21 protein-coding genes and 1 pseudogene are annotated in these 24,277 nt (G+C 62.2%); 16 read left to right on the top strand and 6 right to left on the bottom strand.

Annotated elements, in window-relative coordinates; genetic code table 11:
- Positions 1-201 precede the first annotated feature (201 nt).
- Positions 202-1,110: a site-specific tyrosine recombinase/integron integrase gene (gene xerA / locus COCCU_RS08830; protein WP_197088324.1), complete on the top strand. Its 909-nt coding sequence runs from the start codon at positions 202-204 to the stop codon at positions 1,108-1,110.
- Here the strand turns inward: xerA and COCCU_RS14690 are convergent.
- A complete protein-coding gene (locus tag COCCU_RS14690; protein ID WP_231598934.1) occupies positions 1,073-1,495 on the bottom strand; it encodes a M23 family metallopeptidase in 423 nt (140 codons plus the stop codon). The two genes, xerA and COCCU_RS14690, sit on opposite strands and share 38 nt — an antisense overlap.
- Positions 1,496-2,226: 731 nt before the next feature.
- Here COCCU_RS14690 and rpsB point away from each other — a divergent pair.
- The 5 genes from rpsB (at position 2,227) to COCCU_RS08800 (ending at position 7,049) form a co-directional block, all read left to right on the top strand.
- Complete coding sequence (gene rpsB / locus COCCU_RS08820) at positions 2,227-3,117, top strand: 30S ribosomal protein S2 (RefSeq protein ID WP_156231163.1); 891 nt, start codon at positions 2,227-2,229, stop codon at positions 3,115-3,117.
- A gap of 250 nt (positions 3,118-3,367) precedes the next feature.
- Entirely contained in the window at positions 3,368-4,195 is an 828-nt protein-coding gene (gene tsf, locus COCCU_RS08815; RefSeq protein ID WP_156231162.1) for a translation elongation factor Ts, read from the top strand.
- Between the two features lie 361 nt (positions 4,196-4,556).
- The gene (gene pyrH / locus COCCU_RS08810) at positions 4,557-5,243 is read left to right on the top strand and encodes a UMP kinase (protein ID WP_407924170.1); all 687 of its coding nucleotides are present in this window, start codon (positions 4,557-4,559) and stop codon (positions 5,241-5,243) included.
- Between the two features lie 134 nt (positions 5,244-5,377).
- Positions 5,378-5,935: a ribosome recycling factor gene (gene frr, locus COCCU_RS08805; RefSeq protein WP_156231160.1), complete on the top strand. Its 558-nt coding sequence runs from the start codon at positions 5,378-5,380 to the stop codon at positions 5,933-5,935.
- A gap of 232 nt (positions 5,936-6,167) precedes the next feature.
- Entirely contained in the window at positions 6,168-7,049 is an 882-nt protein-coding gene (locus tag COCCU_RS08800; RefSeq protein WP_231598714.1) for a phosphatidate cytidylyltransferase, read from the top strand.
- Positions 7,050-7,257: 208 nt separating this feature from the next.
- Here COCCU_RS08800 and COCCU_RS08795 read toward each other — a convergent pair whose 3' ends face one another.
- Positions 7,258-7,749, bottom strand: coding sequence for a lipopolysaccharide assembly protein LapA domain-containing protein (locus tag COCCU_RS08795; RefSeq protein WP_156231159.1), 492 nt, complete (start codon positions 7,747-7,749; stop codon positions 7,258-7,260).
- A gap of 104 nt (positions 7,750-7,853) precedes the next feature.
- On the opposite strand from COCCU_RS08795, the gene rlmN reads away from it, so the two are divergent.
- On the top strand, positions 7,854-8,963 hold the full coding sequence (gene rlmN, locus COCCU_RS08790) for a 23S rRNA (adenine(2503)-C(2))-methyltransferase RlmN (RefSeq protein ID WP_156231158.1): 1,110 nt from the start codon (positions 7,854-7,856) through the stop codon (positions 8,961-8,963).
- 127 nt (positions 8,964-9,090) lie between these two features.
- Here rlmN and COCCU_RS08785 read toward each other — a convergent pair.
- Together COCCU_RS08785 and COCCU_RS08780 are read right to left on the bottom strand one after the other, a co-directional pair.
- Positions 9,091-9,803, bottom strand: a pseudogene (locus tag COCCU_RS08785) (IS6 family transposase).
- Between the two features lie 148 nt (positions 9,804-9,951).
- The gene (locus COCCU_RS08780) at positions 9,952-11,373 is read right to left on the bottom strand and encodes an alkaline phosphatase PhoX (protein WP_156231157.1); all 1,422 of its coding nucleotides are present in this window, start codon (positions 11,371-11,373) and stop codon (positions 9,952-9,954) included.
- 635 nt (positions 11,374-12,008) lie between these two features.
- Between COCCU_RS08780 and COCCU_RS08775 the strand changes: the two genes are divergently transcribed.
- The 3 genes from COCCU_RS08775 (at position 12,009) to COCCU_RS14540 (ending at position 14,443) form a co-directional block, all read left to right on the top strand.
- A complete protein-coding gene (locus COCCU_RS08775; RefSeq protein ID WP_156231156.1) occupies positions 12,009-12,212 on the top strand; it encodes a cold-shock protein in 204 nt (67 codons plus the stop codon).
- Between the two features lie 293 nt (positions 12,213-12,505).
- Entirely contained in the window at positions 12,506-13,879 is a 1,374-nt protein-coding gene (locus COCCU_RS08770; RefSeq protein WP_156231155.1) for a glucose-6-phosphate dehydrogenase, read from the top strand.
- Positions 13,880-14,065: 186 nt separating this feature from the next.
- Positions 14,066-14,443, top strand: coding sequence for a fluoride efflux transporter FluC (locus COCCU_RS14540; protein WP_197088323.1), 378 nt, complete (start codon positions 14,066-14,068; stop codon positions 14,441-14,443).
- Positions 14,444-14,924: 481 nt separating this feature from the next.
- Here COCCU_RS14540 and COCCU_RS08765 read toward each other — a convergent pair whose 3' ends face one another.
- Positions 14,925-15,365, bottom strand: a complete 441-nt coding sequence (locus COCCU_RS08765; protein ID WP_156232734.1) for a DUF2631 domain-containing protein — start codon at positions 15,363-15,365, stop codon at positions 14,925-14,927.
- Positions 15,366-15,557: 192 nt separating this feature from the next.
- Here COCCU_RS08765 and dxr point away from each other — a divergent pair, with 192 nt between their 5' ends.
- The 5 genes from dxr (at position 15,558) to map (ending at position 22,392) form a co-directional block, all read left to right on the top strand.
- On the top strand, positions 15,558-16,721 hold the full coding sequence (gene dxr / locus COCCU_RS08760) for a 1-deoxy-D-xylulose-5-phosphate reductoisomerase (RefSeq protein WP_156231154.1): 1,164 nt from the start codon (positions 15,558-15,560) through the stop codon (positions 16,719-16,721).
- 54 nt (positions 16,722-16,775) lie between these two features.
- A complete protein-coding gene (locus COCCU_RS08755) occupies positions 16,776-17,987 on the top strand; it encodes a M50 family metallopeptidase (protein ID WP_156231153.1) in 1,212 nt (403 codons plus the stop codon).
- Between the two features lie 177 nt (positions 17,988-18,164).
- Complete coding sequence (gene ispG / locus COCCU_RS08750; RefSeq protein ID WP_156231152.1) at positions 18,165-19,328, top strand: flavodoxin-dependent (E)-4-hydroxy-3-methylbut-2-enyl-diphosphate synthase; 1,164 nt, start codon at positions 18,165-18,167, stop codon at positions 19,326-19,328.
- Positions 19,329-19,583: 255 nt separating this feature from the next.
- Entirely contained in the window at positions 19,584-21,461 is a 1,878-nt protein-coding gene (locus COCCU_RS08745; protein WP_156231151.1) for a penicillin-binding transpeptidase domain-containing protein, read from the top strand.
- A gap of 43 nt (positions 21,462-21,504) precedes the next feature.
- Positions 21,505-22,392, top strand: a complete 888-nt coding sequence (gene map, locus COCCU_RS08740) for a type I methionyl aminopeptidase (protein ID WP_156231150.1) — start codon at positions 21,505-21,507, stop codon at positions 22,390-22,392.
- 57 nt (positions 22,393-22,449) lie between these two features.
- Here the strand turns inward: map and COCCU_RS08735 are convergent, their stop codons facing one another.
- Positions 22,450-23,304, bottom strand: a complete 855-nt coding sequence (locus COCCU_RS08735) for a hypothetical protein (RefSeq protein WP_156231149.1) — start codon at positions 23,302-23,304, stop codon at positions 22,450-22,452.
- Between the two features lie 183 nt (positions 23,305-23,487).
- On the opposite strand from COCCU_RS08735, the gene COCCU_RS08730 reads away from it, so the two are divergent.
- Positions 23,488-24,276, top strand: a complete 789-nt coding sequence (locus tag COCCU_RS08730; RefSeq protein WP_156231148.1) for an ABC transporter ATP-binding protein — start codon at positions 23,488-23,490, stop codon at positions 24,274-24,276.
- The last annotated feature ends 1 nt before the right edge of the window (position 24,277 follow it).

The raw sequence follows: 24,277 nt of genomic DNA, 5'->3' as shown, positions 1-24,277 counted from the left end.
CGGGCTGGATGTCTCAGTAGCCCCGCCGGGGGAATAAATCCCGACCGTTGTCTTTTGAGAGGAGATCACGGTCGAGATCCCCAGGGCGACTAGGGTTGTGGATTATGGGTGAGTCAAATGGGGAAGGCGACGCGGAGGCAACGGACCGCGTCGCCTTTTTCCGTATTCCAGGAAGATCCCCCAAGTCCGGAGGTGTCAGCCATGTCGCAGAAGAAAATAAGTGAAACCTTCCGAAACAGCCAGCTGCTCGAGGCCATCGAAGACTTTGCGGAGCATCAGCTCCTGGTGGCCGGGCGTTCCCAGGCGACCGTGAAAAGTTACCGTTCGGATCTTCGGGGACTGGCAACGAAGGTCGGAACTTTCAGCGAGTTCACCCTGAACAACCTTCGGGCCTGGTTGGCGGAAGGTGTCGATGCCGGACTTTCCCGCGCTACGCTGGCAAGACGTACCGCCTCCCTGCGTTCCTTCAGCTCCTGGGCGGTGAAGCAGGGTCACCTGGAATCTGATGTCGCCGCTCGCCTGGTCAATGCGAAGATCAACCGCCCCCTGCCACAGGTGCTGGGGGAGCGGCAGGCTGGGGAACTCATGGGCAATGCCGCCTCCGCGGATGAACCGGAATTTCTCCGTGACAGTGCCATGCTGGAACTGCTCTACGCCACCGGCGTGCGGGTGGCGGAACTCTGCGGGCTGAACCTCGAAGACGTTGACCTGCAACGACGCACGGCCAAGGTGCGGGGTAAGGGTGATAAAGAACGGGTGGTGCCTTTCGGTGCGGCTGCTGCCGATGCTCTCGACCAGTGGCTGGAGCAGGGGCGACCGGTCTTTGTGCGGGATAACGATGCACTCTTCCTGGGGGTTCGGGGTGGGCGCATTGATCCCCGCCAGGTGCGTCGGGTGGTGTCCCGGGCTGCAGAGCTGACCGGGGTCAATGGGCTGACACCCCACGGTTTGCGACATACCGCTGCCACCCACCTGCTGGAAGGTGGGGCGGATCTGCGCGTGGTGCAGGAGATGCTCGGCCATTCCTCCCTGCAGACCACCCAGATCTACACCCATGTTTCTGCTCAACGACTCAAGGATGTCTACTCGCGGGCGCATCCACGGGCTTGAGCCGGATCACCACCTCCGCCAGCAGGCTCAGGGGGTTCAGGTACTCTTCACCCCGCCGCGCGCCCCAGTGCAGGCCAGGCCCATGGTCCACCGGATTCGCCAACTTGCCGATCTCCTGGCCGCCCCGGACCTCATCTCCCTGGCGCACTGTGGCGAATACCGGTTGGTAGGTGGTTCGGATCCCGTCAGGGTGGTCAATGGACAGGGTTGGGGTGCCGGCGACCTGTCCGGCGAAGGCGACCACCCCATCCCCGGCGGCCATCACCGGAGCGCCCACCGCCAGGTCGAGATCCACACCGCGGTGCCCGGGAAGCCAGTTCTGGGCGGGTTTATCGAAGGCCCTGAGCACCGCCCTGGCATGGGGGTCACCGCTGCTCGGATCCACATAGGAATGCCTCTCAACCCCGCCGTGTGATTCAAGCGCTGCCCCGGCAGCAAAATCCGTCTCGGTGGGGGAGTTGAACCCGGCAAAAAGGCTGCGCTCATGGATGAAAGGGGCTCCTTCATTGAGCTCCTGCAGCTCAACCACGGATGCCGTGGTTTCCACAACCACCCCCGGTGGTGTTGCTTCGACATTTCCTGGCCCGACATTCAAGTATCCCGCATTTAAACATTCGGCAAGCAACACCCCCAGCAGCAGATAATTGGCGGGCACCGCTCTGGGGTGGGGATGCCGAGTCCTCATCATCTTTTCCAGCATCATCCGCATGCCTCTGATTCTCTGCTCCCAAGGCACATCTTCCCACCCAGCCTCCTGTCTGGCTGTGGAATATGGGGTGGTTGGTGTGGAAGTGGTTTCAACTGTGGATGAAACCAGGATCTGTTTGGAGAGACTGTTGCTTCGCGGTATAATGCTGCACAGCAGTGTGTCCGAATCGGATCTCGTGACAGATGAACATGCCTTGAGCAGGTTCAACCGTTCTGGGATCTCCATTCAGAAGCATTGACTACGCGCGGCCGAGCCCCCTTGATTCCAAGGGGACCGCTCCTGACGAGGTCCCGCTCCTTCATTGGAACGGGTGTCGGGTGTGTCCTCGATCGCCAGGGTGCGGGACAACTCCAAAACCCGCACATGTCATGAAAACCAAAAGCACAACTACAGAAAGGGAGCATCCCATGGCAGTTGTAACCATGCGCGAGCTTCTCGATGCCGGTGTCCACTTCGGCCACCAGACCCGTCGTTGGAACCCGAAGATGCGTCGTTTCATCTTCACCGACCGTAACGGCATCTACATCATTGACCTGCAGCAGACCCTGACCTACATCGATCAGGCCTTCGAGTTCGTCAAGGAGACCGTTGCCCACGGTGGCAGCATCCTCTTCGTCGGCACCAAGAAGCAGGCCCAGGAAGCTGTCGCAACCGAGGCTTCCCGCGTCGGTATGCCCTACGTCAACCACCGTTGGCTCGGCGGTATGCTGACCAACTTCCAGACCGTGTCCAAGCGTCTGCACCGCATGAAGGAACTGCAGGCAATGGACGAGGCTGAGGACGGCTACGAGGGTCGCACCAAGAAGGAAATCCTCATGCTGACCCGTGAGCGTACCAAGCTGGAGCGCGTCCTCGGCGGTATCGCTGATATGACCAAGGTGCCTTCTGCACTCTGGATCATCGATACCAACAAGGAGCACATCGCTGTCAGCGAAGCTCACAAGCTGAACATCCCGGTTGTCGCCATCCTGGACACCAACTGTGACCCGGATGTCGTTGACTTCCCGGTTCCGGGCAACGATGACGCAATCCGTTCCACCGCTCTGCTTTCCCGCGTGATTTCCACTGCTGTGGAACAGGGCAAGCAGGCTCGCGAAGAGCGTCAGCTCGCCGCAGCCAAGGATGCCGCCGGCGAGTCCGCCGAGAAGGATGCCGAGGCTGTCGCAGCTACCGAAACCCCTGCCGAGACCCCCGCTGAGGCTCCGGCCGAGGTTGAGGCTCCGGCTGAAGAGCAGACCGAGGCTCCGGCCGAGGAGCAGGCTGCTGCACCCGCAGAGTCGGGCGAGGCAACCAACTAATTTAGTTGCTGCTTAAAAGGTGGCCTGACCCCCGGTAAGGCCACCCTGGACCCTCATGAACCCACGACTCACACGTGATCCCCAGGATCTGCGTGAGGGTGAGTGGGAACGTGGGGGCCTTTCCCATCTATATTGGGAAGTTGTGCCGACTGCCCCATGCCCCCTGCGGGCGGGTCTCCAGCACAGACTGGAAGTGTCGAGTACGCTTTCCAACGAAGAATATTCCTACTAAAGGAGGATCGCCCGAATCATGGCGAACTACACCGCTGCAGATGTCAAGAAGCTCCGTGAGCTCACCGGCTCCGGCATGCTCGATTGCAAGAAGGCTCTCGATGAGACCGACGGCGATTTCGAGAAGGCCGTTGAGATCCTTCGCATCAAGGGCGCCAAGGACGTGGGCAAGCGCGCTGAGCGCAACGCCACCGAGGGTCTGATTGCCGTTTCCGGCAACACCATGGTCGAGGTCAACTCCGAGACTGACTTCGTGGCCAAGAACGCCGATTTCAAGGAGTTCGCCGCCAAGATCGCTGAGGCTGCAGCTGCTGCCAAGGCTAACTCCCAGGAAGAGCTGGCTGCTGCTCAGTTCGAAGGCAAGACCGCTGGGGAGGCTCTGCAGGAGTTCTCCGCCAAGATCGGCGAGAAGCTTGAGCTGCGTCGCGCCGCCACCCTCGAGGGTGACAAGGTCGCTGTTTACCTCCACCACCGTTCCGCTGACCTGCCCCCGGCAGTCGGCGTCATGGTCGCCTACACCGGCGAGGGTGAAGAGGCTGAGGCTGCCGCACGTCAGGCTGCTATGCAGGTTGCCGCGCTGAAGGCTGGCTACCTGACCCGTGAGGACGTTCCGGCTGAGGTAGTTGAGAAGGAGCGCTCCATCGCCGAGCAGATCACCCGCGAGGAGGGCAAGCCGGAGCAGGCTATCCCGAAGATCGTCGAGGGTCGTCTGAACGGTTTCTACAAGGACGTCGTCCTCCTGGAGCAGGCTTCTGTCGCCGACTCCAAGAAGACCGTCAAGGCACTGCTGGATGAGGCTGGCACCACCATCACCTCCTTCGCCCGCTTCGAGGTCGGCCAGGCTTAAGTTCGCCTGGACTTCACACCTTTGAAGTCTTAAACCCCCGGATTTGCAGTACGCTGCGGACCCGGGGGTTTTGCTTTCCACCACTCGAATCCAAGCTGGGAATCCACCCTATGGCACCCACCCAAGCCTGCCCCGGGCAGGCGCCCCGCCGGGGCCCCTGCGGGGCGTCGTAAAGCAGGAGGGTGTGGTCGGTGAGGATCATTGTCAGGTACTCACGGTAGGATTGAGGCGGAATTTCCGGAACACCCCCGCAACACCGGGGTCCGGAGCCTGAAGTGCCCGTCCCCTTGCCCCACACAAAGGAGTGCCCAACGTGACAACCTCCCCTGAAAGCGACCAGAAGACCGGCTATAAGCGGGTCATGCTCAAGCTGGGCGGTGAGATGTTCGGCGGGGGAGAAGTCGGCATCGATCCGGATGTCGTGGAGAACGTTGCCCGGCAGATCGCTGAAGTGGCCAAGAGCGGCACCGAGGTGGCCGTCGTCATCGGCGGTGGCAACTTCTTCCGTGGGGCGCAGCTGCAGCAGCGTGGCATGGACCGTGCCCGCTCCGATTACATGGGCATGCTGGGCACCGTCATGAACTGTCTGGCACTGCAGGATTTCCTGATCCAGGCCGGTGTGGAGACCCGCGTGCAGACCGCGATCAACATGGCGCAGATCGCTGAGCCCTACCTGCCGCTGCGTGCCGCCCGTCACCTGGAGAAGGGCCGGGTGGTCATCTTCGGTGCCGGCATGGGTATGCCCTACTTCTCCACCGACACCACCGCCGCCCAACGTGCCCTGGAGATCGGCTGCGATGTGCTGCTGATGGCCAAGGCCGTGGACGGTGTCTTCTCTGCTGATCCGCGCACCAACCCGGATGCCGAGCTCTACACCCGGGTCACCCCGCGTGAGGTCATCGAGAAGGGGTTGAAGGTCGCTGATGCCACCGCCTTCAGTCTCTGCATGGACAACGATATGCCGATCATGGTGTTCAACCTGCTCACCGAGGGCAATATTGCCCGGGCGGTTGCGGGGGAGCCGATCGGCACGCTGGTGCGTTCCTGATAGAGCTGGTGCGTTCCTGATAGATTTGGACAAGTAGGACACCTCGGGGTGTGGCATCCTGAAAGCGGTGCGAACCCGCTGCCGCACCACCGGAGTGTGCCCGATAAAAAGAAGCAGACAGGGAATTAACTGACATGATTGACGAGATTCTTTTCGAGGCCGAGGAGCGCATGGGCGCCACCGTGGAGCACACCCGTGACGATCTGACCACGATCCGTACTGGCCGTGCCAACCCCGCCATGTTCAACGGTGTGACGGCCGAGTACTACGGCTCCATGACCCCGATCACCCAGATGGCCACCATCTCGGTGCCGGAACCGCGCATGCTGCTGATCAAGCCCTATGAGATGTCCTCCATGGGTGATATCGAGAAAGCAATCCGCAACTCTGATCTCGGTGTCAACCCCACCAATGATGGCCAGGTGCTGCGTGTGACCATCCCGCAGCTGACCGAGGAGCGTCGCCGCGACATGGTGAAGCTGGCCAAGGGCAAAGGTGAGGACGGCAAGGTAGCCATCCGTAACGTCCGCCGCAAGGGCATGGACCAGCTGAAGAAGCTGCAGAAGGACGGCGACGCCGGCGAGGATGAGGTTCAGGCAGCCGAGAAAGAACTGGACAAGGTCACCGCCACCTACGTCGGCCAGGTCGACGAGGTCGTGGAGCGCAAGGAGAAGGAGCTGATGGAGGTTTAACTCTCCACTGCTCCCCGGGTCTGTTGAAAATAGACCAACTTCGGCCGCATCCGGCCGACTTGCTTGCCGATTCCACTAAAATCGGCGGGCTCAGCAGGCACAGCCTGCCCGTGATTTCCTCACTCATTGATTAAGATGTGGGGGAACTACCGGTTAACCGGTGAAAAGCGGGCGGCCGTGCCTTCTTTATCTTTGCGGCGCCGTTGGCCAGAGCTTTGAGGAAAGGGTCCAGTTGAGCGAAGCAGCCGCAGGCACCGGTATAAGACGGTTTCCCAAACCGAAACATTCCGCCGGTCGTAATCTCAAAGCCGCCATCGGGGTGGGTGCCCTTCTGGGAGCACTCGTCCTGATTGCGGTTTTCGTTGGCCCGGTGGCCTGGTATCCGCTGGTGGCGGTGGCCATGGCCCTGGCGACCTGGGAGGTGTGTACCCGCCTGCGGGAGGGTGGTTATGTCCTGCCACGCACCCTGATGATCATCATGGGGCAGGCGATGATCTGGGCCTCCTGGCCCCTCGGCACCACCGGTCTGGTCGCCGCCTATGTCATCGGGGTGCTGGGGATGATGGTCGGCAGGCTCTTCCACCACGGTCGTAACACCCCACCGCAAAACTATGTGCGCGATACTGCGGTCAGCATCTTCGTCCTCACCTGGATTCCGATGTTCGGTACTTTCGCCGCCATGATCGCCCTGATTGAGGGAAATGGGGTGGCCGGTGGCTTCTACATCGTCACCTTCATGCTCTGTGTGGTCGCCTCCGACACCGGCGGCTATATCGCCGGCGTCAGCTTTGGCAGTCATCCGATGGCACCTGCGGTCAGTCCCAAGAAATCCTGGGAGGGTTTCGCAGGTTCGGTTGGTTTCGCCATGCTCGCCGGTGCCCTGTCGGTCCATTTCCTGCTGCACCAGGACTGGTGGTGGGGCACCCTGCTCGGGCTGCTGCTGGCCTGCTGCGCCACCTTAGGTGACCTGGTGGAGTCGCAGTTCAAACGCGAACTCGGCATCAAGGACATGTCGAATCTGCTGCCTGGCCACGGCGGCATGATGGACCGTATTGACGGCATGCTGCCCGCAGCCACCGTGACCTGGTTGATTCTCAGCCTGATCGGTGGCTAACCACGCCGCTTAGCAGCACCCCCGCACCATCCCGCAGCACCTCGAACCACCCCGCGCCACCCTGGTCTCTTCCCGAGATGAGAAAGTGCCACCATAAGGCGCCACCACAAAGTGTCACCACAGCGAAGCCCCCTGGATCATCAAGATCAGATCCCAGGGGGCTTCCCACTACTTTTCCGGTGACAGCTGCTGCCGGAAGCATTCAGTTTCAGTGCTGCTGGCGCTGAGCCTTCCTGACCTGGCGGCGCAGCTCGAGCATCCGGACCCCGCCGACCATGGCGACGATCAGTCCACCGGTGATCGCGGTGATCAGATATCCGATACCGGCGGGGAATTGGAAGGACCAGGTGAAAAGGTTCAGTTGCACCTGCTGCTGGTTCTGCATGATGAATACGATCAGCAGGATCAGGAGCAGCAGGCCCACGATCAACGCCACCCAGGTGCTGCCGGCCAGGGAGCCCTGCACCTTCTCCGGCGGAGACTGGATCTTCTTGCCGGCCCTACCACCCTTCTTCTTGGTGGTTTCCACCTCTGTGCTGAGCTCCTCCTCCGGAGGTGTTTCCTGCTGCTCCGGGAGTGAGGAAACCGCGGGCAGGGAAGTGGTTTCCACCCCGGAGTCGAACGGATCCGAGAACTCCGGTTGCTGGATAGTGGGCTCTTCCCGGGTGGGGTCTCCGGGCACTGGGTTGTGCTTAGTCATATGTCCCATCTAAGTCCTTAAAAATCGAACTCGCCACAGATTGGCCATTCTTTCGCCTAACAATTCGGGAACGGTGCACATCTCATGACATGATGGTATGCACCATGGCTGAACCTGTGAAACTGCAATTCGCCGCCCCAAAGCGCGGCATGCCTCCGAAACATTTCGCCGACCTAGACCCCGAAGCCCGTATCACGGCTGTCACTGAGCTTGGCCTCCCCAAGTTCCGGGTGGATCAGATCGCCCGTCACTACTACGGCCGTTTTGAGGCCGATCCCTCCACCATGACCGATCTTCCCGCCGCCGCGCGGGAGAAGGTTCAGGAGGCTCTCTTCCCGAACCTGATGACCCCGGTCCGAGTCGTCGAGACCGATGACGGAGACACCCAGAAGACCCTCTGGAAGCTGCATGACTCGATTCTCCTGGAGTCGGTGCTGATGCGTTACCCGGAACGGGCGACCCTGTGTATCTCCTCCCAGGCGGGCTGCGGCATGGCCTGCCCCTTCTGTGCCACCGGCCAGGGTGGCCTGGACCGTAACCTCTCCACCGCTGAGATCGTGGATCAGGTCCGGGCGGCGGCCGCCACCATGCAGGCTGAGGGATCCCGACTGTCCAATATCGTCTTCATGGGCATGGGCGAACCGCTGGCCAACTACAAGCGTGTGGTGTCTGCGGTCCGGCAGATCACCTCACCCAGCCCGCAGGGTTTCGGCATCTCCCAGCGCAATGTCACCGTCTCCACGGTGGGGCTGGCCCCGGCGATCCGCAAGCTTGCCGATGAGGAACTCTCGGTGACCCTCGCGGTCTCCCTGCACACCCCCGATGATGAGCTGCGCGACACACTCGTCCCAGTGAACAACCGTTGGTCGGTGCAGGAGGTACTTGATGCCGCCCGCTACTACGCCGATAAGTCCGGTCGTCGCGTCTCCATCGAGTACGCCTTGATCCGTGACATCAACGATCAGGGTTGGCGCGCTGACATGTTGGGTGAGAAGCTGCACAAAGCGCTCGGTTCCCGTGTGCACGTCAACCTCATTCCCCTGAACCCGACTCCCGGCTCCAAGTGGGATGCGTCCCCGAAGGATCGCCAGGATGAGTTCGTCCGCCGCGTCATCGCCAAGGGTGTTCCCTGCACCGTGCGTGACACCAAGGGCGATGAGATTTCGGCTGCCTGTGGTCAGCTTGCCGCCGAAGGGGAGCCGGCCTCGGCTTAACAGCCCCGCTTGGCGACGTCGCGTCAGCCCCGGCGTCGCCAGCTCAAGGTGGTGCTGTTGCAAACTTGGGGCGGGAGCCAAGAAGGCTCCATTTTTATTGTGCGATCAGCGCTATGCGTCTGTGTTGTCAGGCCGTCTCGAATACCCGGCTGTCAATCACTGCATCCGGGTTCGGGTGACCGTAGGCAAACATCGCACCCTGCACCTTTCCGTGCATCGTTTCCATCCCTTTCACCGTCCGGTAGGCGGACGTCCGGTTTTTGAACGCTCCCTTCGGACCCAGGATTCTTTTCAGTCGGCCATGATCGCCTTCAATGACGTTGCCCACGGTATTTCACCCGCCGATGCTCCACCGTCGGAGGACATATTCCCTCCGCCTTCAGTTCAGCAATCGCCTTGGCCAGGGAGGGTGCCTTGTCGGTGCTGATCACCAGCGGATAGCCTGCCGATGTATTCGACCGCAGCGTCTTGGCCAGGAAACGCTTGGCCGCCGCGACGTTTCTCTTCAGTGAGAGGTAGCAGTCCAGGGTCTGGCCACCTGAGGTGATCGACAGATCAGAGGTAGCACCACGTGCCGCCGACCCGGATGTAGGTCTCATCCACCCGCCGGGAACTGGCCTGCCAGTCGGGTACCTGCCGATACCACCGGGTTTGTTTATCGAGTTCAGGGGCGTATTTCTGGACCCAGCGGTAGAGATGGTGGTGTGATCGACCGGCACGCCACGTTCGGTCGTCATCTCTTCGAGGTCTTAGGTCAGCTCACCGCCGTAGCGGCAGTGAGCTGCGCACCGCCCACAGGATGACCTCACGGGGGAAATGACGACCCGAGAAGATGCCCATGGATCGGATTTCTCGGGATGCGTGCAGTGCACGATTGGCGACAGCACCTGAGTTTTTATGTCACACCCGCCGAATGTCAGAACGGTGTCCTCCAGCGCTTGTGGTGCGGCCCGCACTGCGGACGCGCACCCATCTCGAAAAAGCCCTGTTAGAGTGCGCCCTTCTCCCAGGGGCCGGTGATGGCGTAGGTGATGCCTGGGGTCTGGACGTTAAAGAACAGGATCTTGCCGTCGGGACTGAAGGTAGCACCGGCGAACTCGCTGGTGCTGTCGGAGTTGAGCTCTGTCAGGTCGAAGATCTGGCCGTCGGTGGTAACACCGCGCAGCAGGTCCTTGCCGCTGCCGTCCTCACACAGCACCAGGCCGCCGGTGTTCGGGGACACGCACAGGTTGTCGGGGGCCTCGAGCACCTCCGGGTCGGTGGATTCGTAGACCAGTTCGAGCTGGCCGCCGGTCTTCGCGAGATCCTCCACGGATGGCTGGGAGACGGAGGAGGACGAGGACGACATCGCTGAGGACAGGGCGTTGCCGCTGCCCGGGTTGCCGCGCGGGGTGTAGCGCCAGACCTGGCCGAGGCCGGCATCGCCACCGCTGGTGGAGTTGATGTAGATGGAACCATCGCCATACCAGGCACCCTCGAGGCGGTCGAAAAGTGCGCCGCCTTGTTCGTGGCCCTGTTTGAACACGGCCAGGGTGTCGGTGCTGTCCGGGTCCGGATCGTTGATGTCGACCCACTCGGCCGACAGTGGGTGGCCGGCCTTCTGGCTGAAGCGGGTATCGTACTGGGGCTGGTTCTTGATGGCCATCATCTGCAGCGTGCCGCCAGCGGTCAGGTTATGGCGGTCATTTGGGATAAAGCGGTAGAAGCCGGCGGTGCCGCGGTCCTCGGTCTGGTAGACGATGCCGGTGGCTGGATCGATGGCGACAGCCTCATGGGTGAAACGCCCCATTTCCTTGATGGGGACCGGGTTGACCGGGGAGGTCGCGTCGGCGGGGACTTCGAAGACGTAGCCGTGCGGGGTCTCCACGTCCAGGCCGGTGAAGGTCTCTTCGCAGGTCAGCCAGGTGCCATGAGGAGTAGGCCCGCCGGCGCAGTTGCGGATGGTGCCGGTCAGCGAGGGGTAGGCCGCCACCAGCTCCATCTTGGTGGGGTCGAAGACCAGGTTGGTGGTGCCACCGGCGGCGTTGGGGTCATAGGGGTTATCGCCGAAGGCCGTGCCCTGGGAGTTCTCGTGATTGCGGACCAGGTTGATCATGCCGTTCTTGCCCGGGAAGGCGGCCATACCGTCGTGCATGGCTGGGGTCGGGGTGCCATCACTGAGCGGGGTGCCGGTGTGGCCGAAGGCGACGTAGGTGAAACCGGCGGGTAGGAGCAGTTCCCCGCCGGGGGCCGGTTGCAGCGGACCGTAACCGCCGTTGTTCGGTGCTTGCATGGTGTCCACGCCGTGTCGGCGCCCTTCGGCGGCCAGTGCGGTCTGGCCCATGAGTGCAGAGAGTGCGGCGGCGGCACCAGCCACACCGGTGGCTTTCAGAAAACCGCGGCGGCTGAAGGGGGACTGGGGGGTCGTCATGTCAGTGTGATCCTCACTGGGTTGCTGGGGTGGTGCCCGGTGACAGGCATGTTTCTAACTGTTGTTCAATAGTTTTAAAATGACCACGTGTGTGGTCCTCGATCGGAAGGCCCGAGGAGGGGGCCAGCCGCGAAGTTCCCCACGAGATGCACATCACTCGATAAAGAGGAGCGGGGGCAGCCAAGATGTTAACGGAGATGCACCCAGCTCGCAGTGTGAGCCACCGGCGGGCGGTGGAAGACAGAGGGGGGATTGACGCTCTGGAAAGGACAGACGATATCTTTGCTAGAGCAACCATCGGGGGCAGCAAAGTTCGCCACCTTCGGGCGTGTCCCGCCAGTTGTGCGCGAACTTACATCCCACGGGGTGGCCTCGGGGTGCTGGTCGCTAGCCAGCCAGCAGGAGGGCGCTTCTGAAAACAGCACTATCGCGAAGGTTTAATCCATGGCACACTGGGTGCTGGTCGTGGTGTCTGTGCGCAGTGTCTAAACGCTCGCCACAGATGCACATGCGAGCGCCTGGTTTTCTTCCACCCCTGCAGGGGTGGAGGGTGGACGAGGAGTTCCCGCGACTCGGACGTTAGTGAATCATGCTGGCGGACGTAGCATCACCTCATCAAGAAAAAGGTAATACATATGGCACAGGGAACTGTGAAGTGGTTCAACGGCGAGAAGGGCTTTGGTTTCATTGCCCCCTCCGACGGATCCGCTGATCTCTTCGTCCACTACTCCGAGATCCAGGGTGGCGGCTTCCGCACCCTCGAGGAGAACCAGCCGGTTGAGTTCGAGGTCGGCGAGGGCGCTAAGGGCCCGCAGGCCCAGCAGGTTCGCCCGCTCTAAACCAATCGCTTAGTCAAGAACAACCGTCTCACCTTCGGGTGCGGCGGTTTTTCTCATTCCCAGACCAAGGGAGGGGGTAAGGGAGCAGAGGGTTTTCAGTGGTCGTGACACTAGCTTCCCAGGGGTGTTGGTGTCTCATCCTTAAAAAGCCCCCTCCGGTGTGCCCCCATTTTTGGGGTCAAGTCCCACCACATCACCACCGTCGAGGAGTAACTCACGGATCTGCTCCGTAACGTTTCCGCCGGAGGATACGAAGACGGCACCCTGACTAAGGGCAAGAGTAAGGTGCAAGGATGGAGAGGATAAAGAACCTGGTCATTCTCGGAGCAACCGGCGACCTGGCTTCCCGACTGCTCTTGCCGGGTCTGGGCACGTTACTGACCTCGGCACCACAACGGCGCATCACGGTCATCGGCGCAGATCGAGCCTTCGACGATAACTGGTCCGATACCGTCACCCCCGCCTTTGCCTCGGTGGATGCTTCCGGGCCAGCTGTCGACTACACCCAGCAGACCACCCGGTTCGTGCAGTGCGATGTCACCAGTATCCAGGACCTGTCGGCCCTGTTGGCCACGCTCGAGACCCCCGCGTGCCTGTACTTCGCCATTCCGCCTCAGGTGACGATGAAAGCCCTGGCTGTCATGGCTGAGCTCGAGCTACCCCAGGACCTATTCCTGGCCCTGGAGAAACCGATCGGTCATGACCGTGACTCAGCCAAGCACCTCAACGCGCTCGTCGCCCGCCTCGTGTCTGAGGACCATATCTTCCGCGTCGACCATTTTCTCGGTCTGCCGGCGGTGCTCAACTTCGTGGGTCTACGCTTTGCCAACCAGATGCTCGAGCCGTTGATGAACCGCGACCATGTGGAATCGATCGAGATTGTCTTCGATGAAACACTGGGACTGGAGGGCCGAGCCGGGTTCTATGACACCACCGGTGCCTTCCGTGACATGATCCAGTCCCACCTGTTGCAGGTGATGTCATTGGTGATGATGGACCCACCGGCTAGGTTCGACCACGTCGAGCTGCCCGCACTGACCGCCCATATCCTGCGTTCGACCAAAATATTCGGCGACGACCCGGCGACCTCGGTGGTGCGCGGTCGGTATACCGCTGGTCACGTGGGGGGTCAAGATCTGCCGGACTACACCGCCGAGGACGGTGTGGACCCGGCCAATAACACTGAAACCTTCGCGCAGGTCACCGTAGAGGTCGACACCTGGCGGTGGAACGGGGTGCCGGTGACACTGCGTTCCGGTAAGGCCATCGGTGATCCTCGCCAGGAGATCGTTGTCAGGTTTCGCAGGCCACCACATGAGTACCCACAATTTCCACACCAGGGACAGGTGCCGGCGAACGTGCTACGCATGCAGTTCGACGATGAGCAGCTAACCATTGAACTCAACATGGGTGGGCCGTTCGATTCACGCGGTATGACCCGGGTGACCGCCCAGTCAGATATGGCTACGCCGGGTTTATCGGCCTACGGCAGCGTACTTCGCGGCATTCTGGATGCCGATCCTACGTTTAGCGTGCGTGGTGACGCCGCAGAGCAGGGCTGGCGGATCATTGAACAGATCCTGGCGAGTTTCACAGACGGCACAGTACCGCTGCAGGACTACCCGGCCGGCGGCCCAGGTCCGCAGCGCTTCGGGAATCGCAGTTAACTTCTCTCTATCCACTTCCCGGGGGTCGGGCCCATGCCCGAGGGACCTGGTTTTTCTTTCCTGAGAGGGTGGCAAGGCAGTATAATTCTTGGTGGTGATGGATCCCGCCGAGGCTTCTGTAATGCCTGAACCGGCCATAGTCTGGCTGATGGTTTCTGTCTCATTTCTCACGCAGACAGGTGGATTATGTCCGACATCAATCACCACCCGAGACAAGAACCTGACTCGGCAAGGGTCGGTGGATCCGGTAGTGCCCAGCGGAAAGACAGATCTCCGCGTCCTACCTATCGCCAAACGCGGTATGTCGTTGTCGTCTTTGTCGGCGGTGTCTTCGGCACTCTGGCCCGGTACGGTCTGGATTCAATCCTTCCCACACCGGGTGGTTGGCCGCTTCCGACGCTCTTGATCAATATCGGTGGCGCTTTTATGCTCGGAGTCATCCTTGAGGCGGTGGTACGACACAATCCGGGTGGGAACCGCTCTGTGATGATCGGTCTTAGCGCAGGAACAGGATTCATGGGGGCAGTCCGTCCAGTCTTTCCACCCAGCCTCATCCGGTGCTAATGGCCCCTCCCACAGAGCCAAACCCACCATCTGTAGACCACGGCTGAGCGCGTAGAGGGAGATCGCGGTTCCCGATGAGTGCCTGCACAGCACGGTCGGGGCAGGTATAGCTCTCCCAAAACAAAAGCTTCCTGATAAGCGTGTTTGACCACTGATTTGTTTCACCGGGGTTGTTGACTTTTGAACTATGGTCACAGCTCCGAAGATTGCCCTCACCAACGAGGAAATCACCCGGGCTGCTGATGAGGTGTGGGATATTCGTGTGTTGGTGGGTTTTGTGGAGTTCTGGACACAAGATGTCGGTGTTGATGCTGGCTGGGCTAGGAATCGGAACCGTTAAAAGCACACATTTTTTCCCTTAACCCGGAGTTTGCAACATCACTCCCTGAGGTGCTGAACGCAGCAGAACACCCTCCCGGGGAATTCTCCGGGAGGGTGTTCTGTGTAGGGAGTACTGCAGCGGAGGGAGCCGCCGGTCTTTTTAGTTGACCGACTTCTGGTTTTCCGGCAGTACGCGCAGGTGCTTCACGCTCTCCGGGTCGATGTTCAGGGAACGCAGCTGGGAATCGCTCAGCTCAGCGTAGACACCGGAGAGGGTGGCCTGCTCGTAGTTCCAGTCCGGCTCCTTGTGGCCGACCGGCTTGTTCCGGGCAGTCACGGTGCGGACCTGGTTGCCCTTGGGCTCGAAGAGGTGGATCAGCAGGCCGATGGCGATGATCGCAGCCAGGGACAGCAGCCAGATGGTCTCGACATGACCCTCGTGGTTGCCGAAGTTGTAGCCCAAGAGGAAGAGCACCGACACCCAGCCGGCGATCTGGACGGAAGTCTTGCTCAGACCATGCCAACCCCAGGCAGCCGAAGGCTCATCGAGGGTGGATACGCCGTTGTGAACCTCGGGCGCGATTTCGTGGGAACCAGCCACGTTCATCTCCTTCATACGTGCCTCCCTAAGGTCCGCTGATGAGGTATTTCATCAGCATTCCAAAGGGAGGCCAGGGCTTTTCGTACAAAACACTTAACCCATATCTTTGCACATTCCCATGGGTGACGCGATAAAGACACCCCCAAAGGGCCGAAGCGCACCCGTCTCCGGGGCAGGTGCAAGAATGAGGGGGTGAGCAAGCGCATCCTGATTCTCGGTTCCACCGGTTCCATCGGCACTCAGGCCCTTGAGGTCATCGCCGATAATCCCGATAAGTTCAATGTCGTCGGCATCGCGGCCGGGGGAGCCGACCCCGAACTCATCATCCGCCAGGCCTGGGCCCTCGGGCTTGGTCCCGGGCAGGTTGCGGTGGCGGGCGAGTCTGCTGCAGCGCAGGTCTCAGCAGCTCTCGGGGGCCCGGTCATTTCCGGTGCCGGTGCCGCGGCGCAGCTGGTCACGGAGATCCCGGCCGATACGGTGCTCAATGCGCTGGTCGGTTCCCTCGGTCTGGCCGCCACCCTGGCAGCCATCGAGGCGGGGGAAGTACTGGCCCTGGCGAATAAGGAGTCGCTGGTCGCCGGGGGTGATCTGGTGATGTCGAAGGTCCGACCCGGACAGCTGATCCCAGTGGATTCCGAGCATTCCGCCATGGCGCAGTGCCTGCGTTCCGGCAGCACGGAGGAGGTGGCGCGCCTGGTGCTCACCGCCTCCGGTGGGCCTTTCCGGGGCTGGACCCGGGAGCAGATGTGGGAGGTCACCCCGGAGCAGGCGGCTGCCCACCCGACCTGGTCAATGGGTCAGATGAACACCCTCAACTCCGCCACCCTGGTTAACAAGGGGTTGGAGCTGATCGAGGCGACCCTGCTCTTCGCCATCCCCGCGGAGCGTGTTGATGTCACAGTGCACCCCCAGTCGATCATTCACTCCATGGTCACCTTCACCGATGGCGGCACCATCGCCCAGGCTTCCCCGCCCTCGATGAAACTGCCGATCGCCCATGCCCTGGCCTGGCCTGCCAGGGTGGCAGGCGCTCAACCCGCACTGGATTTCAGCCATGCCCATGACTGGCGTTTTGAGCCGCTTGATGACGCCGCCTTCCCCGCGGTGCAGCTCGCCCGCGACGTCGCCACCCGCGGTGGGACTTTCCCGGCGGTCTACAATGCCGCCAATGAAGAGGCCGCGGCAGCCTTCCTCGGGGGCCGAATTCACTTCCCCGAGATCGTGGACATCGTCGCTGAAGTCCTCGAATCAGCTTCACAGTTTGCTGGTGTACCCTCAAGCGTCGATGACATTCTGGCCACTGAGGCGGAGGCGCGGGTGCGGGCGAATCAGCTCGTGGACCAGCGCGGCCGCTAGCGGATTCCGGCCAGAGAAGCTTTAAACACCAAATAAATAGGCTAGGAGAGTGGCGTGGCGGCATACCTGCTTGGCGTCCTATTGTTCGCACTGGGTATCGCGGTGACCATTGCGTTGCATGAATTGGGACACCTGCTCACCGCACGTGCCTTCGGTATGCGGGTGCGGCGCTACTTCATCGGTTTCGGGCCGAAGGTCTGGTCCATCCGTAAAGGACAGACGGAGTACGGACTCAACGCCGTTCCGCTGGGTGGCTTCTGTGATATCGCGGGCATGACCGCCCAGGATGAGGTCACCCCGGAGGAAGCCCCCCACGCCATGGTGAACAAGCCCTGGTGGCAGAGGGTGATCGTGCTGCTCGGCGGGGTGTTCATGAATGTCGTGGTCGGCTTCATGATCCTCTATCTGGTGGCGGTGTTCTCCGGTATCCCCAACCCCTATGCCGACACCACCCCGAAGGTCGGGAAGACCCTGTGTGTCTCGGATCAGATCAGCCAGACCGAAGTGGCCGACTGCAGTGGTGTGGGCCCCGCCGGTGACGCGGGGGTCCTGCCTGGTGACCGCATTCTCACCCTTGACGGTGAGGAGCTGGCGACCTTCACCGAACTGCGTGACACTGTCCTGGGGATGCCCGGGGAGACCGTCACCCTGACCGTGGACCGGGAGGGACAGATCCGGGACATCGATATCCAGGTGGCCGCTGTGGAACGGCTGAACCCGCAGGGTGAGATGGTGGCAGCCGGTGCCATCGGCCTGTCCAACGCACCTGTGGTGGATGCGATCAAGCAGTTCGGTCCCCTGGAGGCGGTCCCGGCCACCGCCAGGTTCACCGGGCAGACCCTGGATGCCACCGTCGACGCGCTCTTTGCGATGCCCGCGAAGATCCCCGGGGTGGTGGCCTCCATCTTCGGTGCTGAACGCGACATGGAGGGGCCGATGAGTGTGGTCGGCGCCTCCCGGGTCGGTGGCGAGCTTGTCGAACGCTCCCTGTGGTCGATGTTCTTCATGATGCTGGCCAGCCTGAACTTCTTCCTGGCACTGTTCAACATCGTTCCGCTGCCGCCGCTGGACGGCGGCCATATCGCCGTCGTCCTCTATGAGAAGATCCGTGATTTCTTCCGCCGACTGCGTGGCCTGCCGGCTGGCGGCCCGGCCGACTACACCAAGCTGATGCCGATCACCATGGCGGTGGCGGCGCTGATGCTCGGCCTGGGTTCGGTCATCATCGTCGCCGATGTGGTCAATCCCATCAGGCTCTTCGGCTGAGTTCTGCAACACATCCCCTCTGACCTCGTGTGATGCCGCCCAACCAGGCGGCGGGGGGAATGTCTTGCGGTGTAAGCTCGTTGTAGTCGTCGAGACCTCGATAATCTCGGCAATATCCCTTTATCACGGCAGCGGCCAGTCACCCATCCGGCCGCACCCCAGCTAGGAGCGATAACTGTGTCCCTTCCCATCGGACTCGGAATTCCCGATGCCCCGCCGCCCGTCCTCGCACCGCGTCGCAAGACCCGTCAGCTGATGGTCGGCAATGTCGGAGTGGGATCGGATCACCCTGTCTCGGTGCAGTCGATGACCACCACCAAGACCCACGACATCAACGCCACCCTGCAGCAGATCGCCCAGCTCACCGCATCCGGTTGTGACATTGTGCGCGTGGCCTGCCCCAAGACCGTGGACGCTGAGGCGCTGCCGATCATCGCCAAGAAGTCCCCGATCCCGGTGATCGCCGACATTCACTTCCAGCCCAAGTACATCTTCTCCGCCATTGAAGCCGGTTGTGCGGCGGTGCGTGTGAACCCTGGCAACATCAAGGAATTCGACGGTCGCGTCAAGGAGGTCGCCAAGGCTGCCGGTGATGCCGGCATCCCGATCCGTATCGGTGTCAACGCCGGTTCCCTGGATAAGCGGATCATGGACAAGTACGGCAAGGCCACCCCGGAGGCTCTGGTTGAGTCCGCGATCTGGGAGGCCCAGCTCTTCGAGGAACACGGTTACGGTGACATCGCCATCTCCGTCAAGCACAATGACCCGGTCATCATGGTTGAGGCCTACCGTCAGCTGGCGGCCAAGACCGACTATCCGCTGCACCTCGGTGTGACCGAGGCAGGCCCGGCTTTCCAGGGCACCATCAAGTCCGCTGTCGCCTTCGGCTGGCTGCTCGGCTCCGGCATCGGTGACACCATCCGGGTCTCTCTCTCCGCTGACCCGGTGGAGGAGATCAAGGTCGGGGATCGGATCCTGCAGTCCCTGAACCTGCGTCAGCGAAAGCTGGAGATCGTCTCCTGTCCCTCCTGTGGTCGTGCCCAGGTGGATGTGTACAAGCTCGCCGATGAGGTCACCGCCGCCCTGGACGGCATGGAGTATCCGCTGCGCGTGGCCGTCATGGGCTGTGTGGTCAATGGTCCGGGTGAGGCGCGTGACGCCGATATCGGCGTGGCCTCCGGCAATGGCAAGGGCCAGATCTTCGTCAAGGGCGAGGTCATCAAGACCGTTCCGGAGTCCCAGATCGTCCAGACCCTGGTTGAGGAGGCCATGCGTATCGCCGAGGAGCAGGGCCTGGAGGAGATCGCCGGCACCAAGGCAAGTATCAAGGTCACCAAGTAGGCAAGGTCGCTCAGGCACCTGCCTCAGGCAGAAGGGGCACGGCACATCCCCCAGGGGTAGAGCACTCAAGCTCCGCCCCCCCCGGGGAAGCCGTGCCCCTTTGTGCTGTGCTGGGGGATTTCAGGGTGGGCTTTCGCGGATCGTCCCCGCAGCAGCTCCGCCGTCCCTTTTCCCGGGGAGTGGTACAGAGTGATCTTTCCTGTTGAAAAGTGTTGCTCCCAACCCGGTGCCGCCCGCGGTGTTAGCCTACGCAGCATGAATAAACCCTCGGCCCTGCTTCTGGTGGCAGGGATCCTCGGCGGCAGTATGGTGGCCTGCACCCCCAAGCCCGCGGCGGCCCAGCCGGTGGCGGAGGAGTTCCTGGCGGCCCTGTCCGAGCAGGATCTTGACACTGCCCTGGAATATGTCGATACCGCCGGCACCGCCCGGGAGGCGCTGGAGCAGACTTTCAGCGGTCTGCAGGCCGAGGGGCTTCACGCCGAGATCGATGAGGTCACCTCGCAGGAGAATATCGCGCGCGCCAGTTACACCCTGAGCTGGGATCTGCCGCGGGAGCGCGAGCTGGAGTATCAGTCGGAGATGGTGCTGACCCGTTCCGAGGGGGAGTGGACCATCCGCTGGCAGCCCTCCCTGGTGCACCCGAAGCTGGCGGCGAACCAGCACCTGGAGCTGCGCTCCGTCAAGGCCCAGCCGGCCAGTGTGGTCACCTCGGATGGGGCGGAGATCTTGAGCCCCGGTGTGGTCCACCGCATCCTGGTTGACACCGCCAAGGTCACTGATCCCCGCAAGACCGCCGCCCGGGTGGCGGGAGCGGTCAACGCGGCCCATCAGCGGGATGAATCGATCCGGGAGCTGGATGCGGCTGAGCTGGCCGCCACCCTGGCAGACGCCTCAGGCACCTACTCGGTGATGACCATCCCGCAGAACCAGGGGCAGCTGGTGGACCGGGAGTTGGCGGATCTGCCGGAGGTACGGCTCAATGAGGAGGCCGCGATGGTCTCCAATGAGCCTGGCTTCGCCCGGGACATCATGGCCCGGGTGGGCAATATCGTCTCCGAGGAACTTGAGGGCACCGACGGTTGGAAGGTGTCCACCGTCACCCAGGAGGGCGCTACCTTCGAGGATGTGGCCTATGAGGCCCCTGATCTGGCTCCGGCGGTCACCATCGGGCTGGATCGTGATATTCAGCTGGCGGCGGAGGAGGCGGTGAACCTCCGACAGGACATGAAGACCATGCTGGTGGCCATCCGCCCCTCCACCGGTCAGGTGCTGGCAGTTGCCCAGACCGAGAAGGCCGATGAGGACGGCAATGTGGCGCTGATGGGGCAGTACCCCCCGGGCTCGGTCTTTAAGGTGGTCACCGCAGCAGCTGGTCTCCAGCGTCAGGGCTTGACTCCGGAGACAATCGTGCCGTGTCCCGGCAGTATGGATCTCTACGGCCGCACCGTGATCAACTACAACATGTTCAGTCTCGGCAACATTCCGCTGAACTCCGCCTTCGCCAACTCCTGCAACACCACTTTCGCCGATATCTCCACGAAGTTGGCCCCCGGTGAACTGCAGGACACGGGCAAGCAATTCGGCCTGGGAATCAACTACAACATCCCCGGCCTCGACACCGTCACCGGTTCCATCCCCGAGGGTGATACCCCGCTGGACCGCACGGAGGCCGGTTATGGCCAGGGACTCGACCTGGCCAGCCCCTTCGGCATGGCGCTGATGTCGGCGACGGTCGCCCGCGGCAGCACCCCGGTCCCTTCGCTTATCGACGGCCACGTCACCGAGGTCAGTGAAGAGGTCCCCGCCCCGGACCCGGCGGTGATCGAGGATCTGCGGCAGGTGATGCGTTCAGTGGTCACCTCCGGCACCGCGGCCGGCATGCAGGCCGGTGGCGAGATCTACGGCAAGACCGGTGAAGCCGAGATCAACGAGGGATCGCATGCCTGGTTCGCCGGCTTCCGCGATGATGACATCGCCTTCGCCACCCTGGTGGTGCTGGGCGGAGGTTCAGAAACCGCCACCGCCATCACGGACCATTTCTTCCTCACTCTTGATGCGGCGCGCGCCGCCCGGGAACCGGGCGCGGCCGTGGCGGACCCCGCCGCATCCGGAGATCCGGCCTACGCCGGGTAGGGGCGGGACGTCGATACGCAGTGTGGTTTGTCCGGGTACTACGATGGTTGCCATGTCAGTTTCACGTGCCCCCATTGTCCCTGGAAAGCCCACCCCCATCCGTGAGGTGCCGGCGCATATCGAACGCCCCGAGTATGTCTGGAAGGACGAGGTCCAGGAGAACATCGGCGAGACCTACGTGCAGCCCCCTGAGGTCATTGAGGCGATGCGTGAGGCTTCCCGCATCGCAGCCAACGCCCTCCAGCTCGCCGGGAAGGCCGTGGCACCGGGTGTCACCACCGATGAGATCGACCGCATCGCCCATGAGTACATGCTCGACCACGGTGCCTACCCCTCCTGCCTGGGTTACCGGGGTTACACCAAGTCAACCTGCATCTCCCTCAATGAGATCGTCTGTCACGGCATTCCCGACAGCACCGTCATCCAGGACGGTGACATCGTCAACATCGATGTCACCGCCTTCAAGAACGGTGTCCACGGTGACACCAACGCCACCTTCCTGGCCGGTAATGTCTCCGAGGAGCACCGTCTCCTGGTCGAGCGCACCAAGGAAGCCCTGATGCGCGGCATCAAGGTGGCCAAGCCGGGCCGTGAGATCAACGTCATCGGCCGTGTCATCGAGTCCTATGCCAACCGTTTCGGCTACCACGTGGTCCGGGACTTCACCGGCCACGGCGTGGGCCCGACCTTCCACAACGGTCTGATCGTGCTGCACTATGACTCCACCGTCTACCGGGACATCCTGGAGCCGGGCATGACCCTGACCATCGAACCGATGATCAACCTGGGTTCCCTGGACTACACCATCTGGGATGATGACTGGACCGTGCAGAACACCGACCATAAGTTCACCGCCCAGTTCGAGCACACCCTGGTCATCACCGAGGACGGCAATGAGGTTCTCACCCTGCCGGACAACGGCGAGTTCTAGGGATCGGAACTAAAGCCAGCCCCTGGGGGCCACTGCTGGCCCCGGGGAGGGGGACCCTCAGGTAGTCACACTGAAGGCCGGGCCCCGGCTATAACGTAGGGCGTTCACCGCCAGTAGCACCGTTGCGGCGAAGAAACCCCAGACGGCTTCCCCCGGGGTGAGCAACAGGCCCCAGCCGGTGTCGGGCAGGATCGTGGCGGCCAGCAGGCAGCTGACCATGGCACAGACCACAGCGGAGCCGATCAGTACCGACCAGAGCTTGCGTAGCACTTCCCGGGGAATCAATTCCGCGGTGTGGTGACGTGCTAGCAGCAACCCCAACACCACACCGGCCACCGTTGCTGCGGCACCGAGACCACAAAGCAGCGGGGAGCTGCCGGGGCCCAGGGAAAACCAGCTGCACAAAACTGCACCCCCCACCGCGGTGAAGGTTGCCATCCCCCAGCGGGCAGGTAACTGCAGCACCCCACCCAGGAAACTCAGCAGGGCAGCCAGCGGTATCACCAGCGTGCTGTTGAGGAGCAGCACCTGCCCCACCACACCGACGGTACTGAACTGGCTCAGGGTATGAACCAGGCCACCACCCAGGAGTGCGACCCCACCCGCGGCGCTCAACCAACGCCCCGGGCTGCGGAAACCACGGTGGAAGAGCCGGAAGATGCCGGTGGCGGACCCCAGCGACACCACTGCCGCCGCCACGACCGCGAAGAGCTGGTTTTCCAGGAGGAAGGTGGCATCTAAAGCGGTGAGCAGCACCACCACAGCGGTGGCTATGCTGATGGCCGCCCACCCCAGATCAGGGCCGACACGTTTTAGCGGCACTGCGGTGGAGGTGACGGGGGCAGCTTCGGCGGGCCGCATGATCACCGGGGTAGTGGCTGCGACCTCCAGCGGAGCAATCGGCTCAGGCACCTTTCCTCACCGTCCTTCCACAGTCTGCAGGCAAAGTCATCAGCCTCCCAGATTACGCAGCAGAACTCCCGGCGGGTAGAGGCATGCCGGTGGGCTGCCGGATGGTCTGCTGAGATTTAGGGTGACCCCCGTGCGTAAACTAGGGAAGTTCCCCCAGCAGATCTCGATCAGGTAAAGGCCCACATGAATCAGCAGTACCCGGTTATCACCGCCGAACATCTCCGCCACACCTTCGGCAGGGGAGAGGCCCGCGTGGCCGCCCTCGACGATGTCAGCCTGGAACTTCCGCGAGGCCGCTGGACCTCGATCATGGGCCCCTCCGGTTCCGGCAAGACCACCCTGCTGCACTGCCTCTCCGGACTTGAGGTGCCGGGAGCCGGCAGCATCGTGCTCAACACCCGGAGCCGCTCCGCAGAGCGGGAGGTCAAGTTGAGCTCCCTTTCGGAGAACTCCCGCGCCAAATTACGTCGTAGCGCCATCGGCGTAATCTTCCAGGACTTCAATCTGGTGCCGGTACTCTCGGTCAAGGACAATATCCTGCTCCCGGGCAGGCTCTCACGGCGCAGGGTCACCACTGAACGTTTCAATGAGGTCACCGAGCAGCTCGGCCTGAGCAAGCGGTTGCGCCACCTGCCGGACCAGCTCTCGGGCGGGCAACGGCAGCGGGTGGCGATCGCCCGCACCCTCCTGATGAACCCGGAGATCATCTTCGCCGATGAACCGACCGGCAGCCTGGACACAGAATCCGGTGAGGTGGTGCTCGATCTTTTCCGGAAGATGGTGGATGAACAGGGGCACACCCTGGTGCTGGTCACCCATGATCTGGCAGCGGCGCAACATGGCGACCGGCTGGTGCGGATGCGCGATGGCCGGATCATCGAGACGCTTGATGACATGGGTCAGAACATCGCCGTACCGCATGCCCCCGCGCCGGGTGGGAAACTGACCTCACCTGACCACCTGGAGGGATAAT

Source organism: Corynebacterium occultum (assembly GCF_009734425.1).
Lineage (GTDB): Bacteria > Actinomycetota > Actinomycetes > Mycobacteriales > Mycobacteriaceae > Corynebacterium > Corynebacterium occultum.
This window is presented reverse-complemented; position numbering and strand designations above follow the sequence as displayed.